The organism is Streptococcus sp. 2018WUSS126 (assembly GCF_044427425.1).
Classification (GTDB): Bacteria; Bacillota; Bacilli; order Lactobacillales; family Streptococcaceae; genus Streptococcus; species Streptococcus hashimotonensis.
In genome coordinates, this window is record NZ_JAOTGB010000038.1 from 1 (window position 1) to 5,506 (window position 5,506).

General features: G+C 48.5%; 1 tRNA gene and 3 rRNA genes. All 4 read right to left on the minus strand.

Annotated features, from left to right (window positions below):
- Nucleotide 1: 1 nt before the first annotated feature.
- The 4 genes from rrf to ODU34_RS10120 all read right to left on the minus strand — a co-directional run bounded on the left by rrf (nucleotide 2) and on the right by ODU34_RS10120 (nucleotide 5,198).
- Nucleotides 2-117 (minus strand): 5S ribosomal RNA (gene rrf / locus ODU34_RS10105).
- Nucleotides 118-319: 202 nt separating this feature from the next.
- Nucleotides 320-3,223, minus strand: a 23S ribosomal RNA gene (locus ODU34_RS10110).
- 300 nt (nucleotides 3,224-3,523) lie between these two features.
- Nucleotides 3,524-3,596, minus strand: a tRNA-Ala gene (locus tag ODU34_RS10115).
- Nucleotides 3,597-3,649: 53 nt separating this feature from the next.
- A 16S ribosomal RNA gene (locus ODU34_RS10120) occupies nucleotides 3,650-5,198 on the minus strand.
- The 16S, 23S and 5S rRNA genes sit together here with 1 tRNA gene alongside, the layout of an rRNA operon.
- Nucleotides 5,199-5,506: the final 308 nt, after the last annotated feature.

Below are 5,506 nucleotides of genomic sequence, written 5' to 3' on the forward strand. Positions count from 1 at the left end.
TGCTAAGCGACTACCGTATCTAACAGGGGGCAACCCCCAACTACTTCAGGCGTTCTAGGGCTTAACTGCTGTGTTCGGCATGGGTACAGGTGTATCTCCTAGGCTATCGTCACTTAACTACTGAGTCTTGTCAACTCAAAATTGAATATCTATATTCTAACAAGTTTTACCAACGCTGTCAATATTGACTTCGGTTTTAATAAGTAATTGTATTCGAACTAAAAAGCTAGTGATTTAGATAAATCGCCTTGAAGTCTAACCGACTTCCGCGTTGATTTCCTAAAATCATACGCTTTTCTTAACGTTCTCATTACTTAATTTGGATAAGTCCTCGAGCGATTAGTATTGGTCCGCTACATGTGTCGCCACACTTCCACTTCCAACCTATCTACCTGATCATCTCTCAGGGCTCTTACTAACATAAAGTTATGGGAAATCTCATCTTGAGGTGGGTTTCACACTTAGATGCTTTCAGCGTTTATCCCGTCCCTACATAGCTACCCAGCGATGCCTTTGGCAAGACAACTGGTACACCAGCGGTAAGTCCACTCTGGTCCTCTCGTACTAGGAGCAGATCCTCTCAAATTTCCTACGCCCGCGACGGATAGGGACCGAACTGTCTCACGACGTTCTGAACCCAGCTCGCGTGCCGCTTTAATGGGCGAACAGCCCAACCCTTGGGACCGACTACAGCCCCAGGATGCGACGAGCCGACATCGAGGTGCCAAACCTCCCCGTCGATGTGAACTCTTGGGGGAGATAAGCCTGTTATCCCCAGGGTAGCTTTTATCCGTTGAGCGATGGCCCTTCCATACGGAACCACCGGATCACTAAGCCCGACTTTCGTCCCTGCTCGAGTTGTAGCTCTCGCAGTCAAGCTCCCTTATACCTTTACACTCTGCGAATGATTTCCAACCATTCTGAGGGAACCTTTGGGCGCCTCCGTTACCTTTTAGGAGGCGACCGCCCCAGTCAAACTGCCCGTCAGACACTGTCTCCGATAGGGATAACCTATCCGGGTTAGAGTAGCCATAACACAAGGGTAGTATCCCAACAGCGCCTCCGTCGAAACTGGCGTCCCGACTTCATAGGCTCCTACCTATCCTGTACATGTGGTACAGATACTCAATATCAAACTGCAGTAAAGCTCCATGGGGTCTTTCCGTCCTGTCGCGGGTAACCTGCATCTTCACAGGTACTAAAATTTCACCGAGTCTCTCGTTGAGACAGTGCCCAAATCATTACGCCTTTCGTGCGGGTCGGAACTTACCCGACAAGGAATTTCGCTACCTTAGGACCGTTATAGTTACGGCCGCCGTTTACTGGGGCTTCAATTCAGATCTTCGCTTGCGCTAAACCCTCCTCTTAACCTTCCAGCACCGGGCAGGCGTCACCCCCTATACATCATCTTACGATTTAGCAGAGAGCTGTGTTTTTGATAAACAGTTGCTTGGGCCTATTCACTGCGGCTGACTGTAAGTCAGCACCCCTTCTCCCGAAGTTACGGGGTCATTTTGCCGAGTTCCTTAACGAGAGTTCTCTCGCTCACCTGAGGCTACTCGCCTCGACTACCTGTGTCGGTTTGCGGTACGGGTAGAGTATGATACATCGCTAGAAGCTTTTCTCGGCAGTGTGACGTCACTAACTTCGCTACTTAACTTCGCTCCCCATCACAGCTCAATGTTACAGATACAAGCATTTAACTCATATCACACCTCACTGCTTAGACGGGCACTTCCAATCGCCCGCTTTAGTTAGCCTACTGCGTCCCTCCATCACTTCATACTCTAGTACAGGAATATCAACCTGTTGTCCATCGGATACACCCTTCGGTCTCTCCTTAGGTCCCGACTAACCCAGGGCGGACGAGCCTTCCCCTGGAAACCTTAGTCTTACGGTGGATGGGATTCTCACCCATCTTTCGCTACTCATACCGGCATTCTCACTTCTATGCGTTCCAGCACTCCTCACGGTATACCTTCTTCACACATAGAACGCTCTCCTACCATAACACCTAAGTGTTATCCACAGCTTCGGTAAATTGTTTTAGCCCCGGTACATTTTCGGCGCAGGGTCACTCGACTAGTGAGCTATTACGCACTCTTTGAATGAATAGCTGCTTCTAAGCTAACATCCTAGTTGTCTGTGCAACCCCACATCCTTTTCCACTTAACAATTATTTTGGGACCTTAGCTGGTGGTCTGGGCTGTTTCCCTTTCGACTACGGATCTTAGCACTCGCAGTCTGACTGCCGACCATAAATCATTGGCATTCGGAGTTTATCTGAAATCAGTAAACCGAGATGGCCCCCTCATCCAAACAGTGCTCTACCTCCAAGATTCTCAAATGTCGACGCTAGCCCTAAAGCTATTTCGGAGAGAACCAGCTATCTCCAAGTTCGTTTGGAATTTCTCCGCTACCCACAAGTCATCCAAGCACTTTTCAACGTGCCCTGGTTCGGTCCTCCAGTGCGTCTTACCGCACCTTCAACCTGCTCATGGGTAGGTCACATGGTTTCGGGTCTACGACATAATACTAATGCGCCCTATTAAGACTCGGTTTCCCTACGGCTCCGTCTCTTCAACTTAACCTCGCATCATATCGTAACTCGCCGGTTCATTCTACAAAAGGCACGCTCTCACCCATTAACGGGCTCGAACTTGTTGTAGGCACACGGTTTCAGGTTCTATTTCACTCCCCTTCCGGGGTACTTTTCACCTTTCCCTCACGGTACTGGTTCACTATCGGTCACTAGAGAGTATTTAGGGTTGGGAGATGGTCCTCCCGGATTCCGACGAGATTTCGCGTGTCTCGCCGTACTCAGGATACTGCTAGGTATAAAGAATATTTCAAATACGAGGCTATTACTCTCTTTGGCCTACCTTCCCAGGTAGTTCTTCTATACTCTTTAAGTCCACATTGCAGTCCTACAACCCCGAGGAGTAAACTCCTCGGTTTGCCCTCCTGCCGTTTCGCTCGCCGCTACTAAGGCAATCGCTTTTGCTTTCTCTTCCTGCAGCTACTTAGATGTTTCAGTTCACTGCGTCTTCCTCTTCACTACCTTAACAGTAGTGAGTGACAGGTATTACCTGCCGGGTTCCCCCATTCGGACATCCCTGGATCATTGCTTACTTACAGCTCCCCAAGGCATTTCGTCGTTAGTCACGTCCTTCATCGGCTTCTAGTGCCAAGGCATCCACCGTGCGCCCTTATTAACTTAACCTTATTAACCTAATTTTTTCAAAAATTAGAAAACTCATTAAATATTCACAGCGTTTTCGGTTTATTTTCTTGTTACTATTTCTATACGTACTGTTACATACGTTTAGGAATGTTTGATAGATATTCAATTTTCAATGGACAAGTTTAGGATATGAACGACGGTCGCTTCTGCGAAACTTCTGGAGAAAATTAGGAATCTGACGTTGTGTGTCTTACACACAAGGAAGATTATCTATTTTCCTAAGAAGTTAGTCGTGAATTCAACTTCACTGCTATTCAGTTTAGTAGGATTCCTATCCTATGGAGCCTAGCGGGATCGAACCGCTGACCTCCTGCGTGCAAAGCAGGCGCTCTCCCAGCTGAGCTAAGGCCCCACAAGACCTCTCAAAATTAAAGAAGACTCACGTACAGGTTTCCATTTCCTTAGAAAGGAGGTGATCCAGCCGCACCTTCCGATACGGCTACCTTGTTACGACTTCACCCCAATCATCTATCCCACCTTAGGCGGCTGGCTCCTAAAAGGTTACCTCACCGACTTCGGGTGTTACAAACTCTCGTGGTGTGACGGGCGGTGTGTACAAGGCCCGGGAACGTATTCACCGCGGCGTGCTGATCCGCGATTACTAGCGATTCCGACTTCATGTAGGCGAGTTGCAGCCTACAATCCGAACTGAGACTGGCTTTAAGAGATTAGCTTGCCGTCACCGACTTGCGACTCGTTGTACCAGCCATTGTAGCACGTGTGTAGCCCAGGTCATAAGGGGCATGATGATTTGACGTCATCCCCACCTTCCTCCGGTTTATTACCGGCAGTCTCGCTAGAGTGCCCAACTGAATGATGGCAACTAACAATAGGGGTTGCGCTCGTTGCGGGACTTAACCCAACATCTCACGACACGAGCTGACGACAACCATGCACCACCTGTCACCAGTGTTCCGAAGAAAAATCCTATCTCTAGGACGGTCACTGGGATGTCAAGACCTGGTAAGGTTCTTCGCGTTGCTTCGAATTAAACCACATGCTCCACCGCTTGTGCGGGCCCCCGTCAATTCCTTTGAGTTTCAACCTTGCGGTCGTACTCCCCAGGCGGAGTGCTTAATGCGTTAGCTGCGGCACTGAGTCCCGGAAAGGACCCAACACCTAGCACTCATCGTTTACGGCGTGGACTACCAGGGTATCTAATCCTGTTCGCTCCCCACGCTTTCGAGCCTCAGCGTCAGTTACAGACCAGAGAGCCGCTTTCGCCACCGGTGTTCCTCCATATATCTACGCATTTCACCGCTACACATGGAATTCCACTCTCCCCTTCTGCACTCAAGTTTGACAGTTTCCAAAGCGTACTATGGTTAAGCCACAGCCTTTTACTTCAGACTTATCAAACCGCCTGCGCTCGCTTTACGCCCAATAAATCCGGACAACGCTCGGGACCTACGTATTACCGCGGCTGCTGGCACGTAGTTAGCCGTCCCTTTCTGGTAAGATACCGTCACTGTGTGAACTTTCCACTCTCACACACGTTCTTCTCTTACAACAGAGCTTTACGATCCGAAAACCTTCTTCACTCACGCGGCGTTGCTCGGTCAGGGTTGCCCCCATTGCCGAAGATTCCCTACTGCTGCCTCCCGTAGGAGTCTGGGCCGTGTCTCAGTCCCAGTGTGGCCGATCACCCTCTCAGGTCGGCTATGTATCGAAGCCTTGGTGAGCCGTTACCTCACCAACTAGCTAATACAACGCAGGTCCATCTCATAGTGAAGCAATTGCTCCTTTCAAGCATCTACCATGCGGTAAATACTGTTATGCGGTATTAGCTATCGTTTCCAATAGTTATCCCCCGCTATGAGGCAGGTTACCTACGCGTTACTCACCCGTTCGCAACTCATCCGTCTAGTGCAAGCACCAGACTTCAGCGTTCTACTTGCATGTATTAGGCACGCCGCCAGCGTTCGTCCTGAGCCAGGATCAAACTCTCATATAAAGTTTTGATTCAAACTCAAGCTATCACTAGCTTTCCGTTTTATTGTTTTGTTTTGTCATTGACGATTTATCCTTAGATAAATCACCCTGCACGTTTGGTTCGTCTTCTTTAATTTTCAAAGGTCTTGTTCGTTATCGCGCTCTCGCGACAACTATCTTAGTTTATCATTTCTTAGAAACTTTGTCAACACTTTTTTGAAACTTTTTTTCGTTCCTCTGTTAACTAGTTGCTCAAGAGACAACTCATTTATTCTATCATCTTCTACTGGACTTGTCAACACTTTTTCGAAACTTTTTTTCATTCCGCTA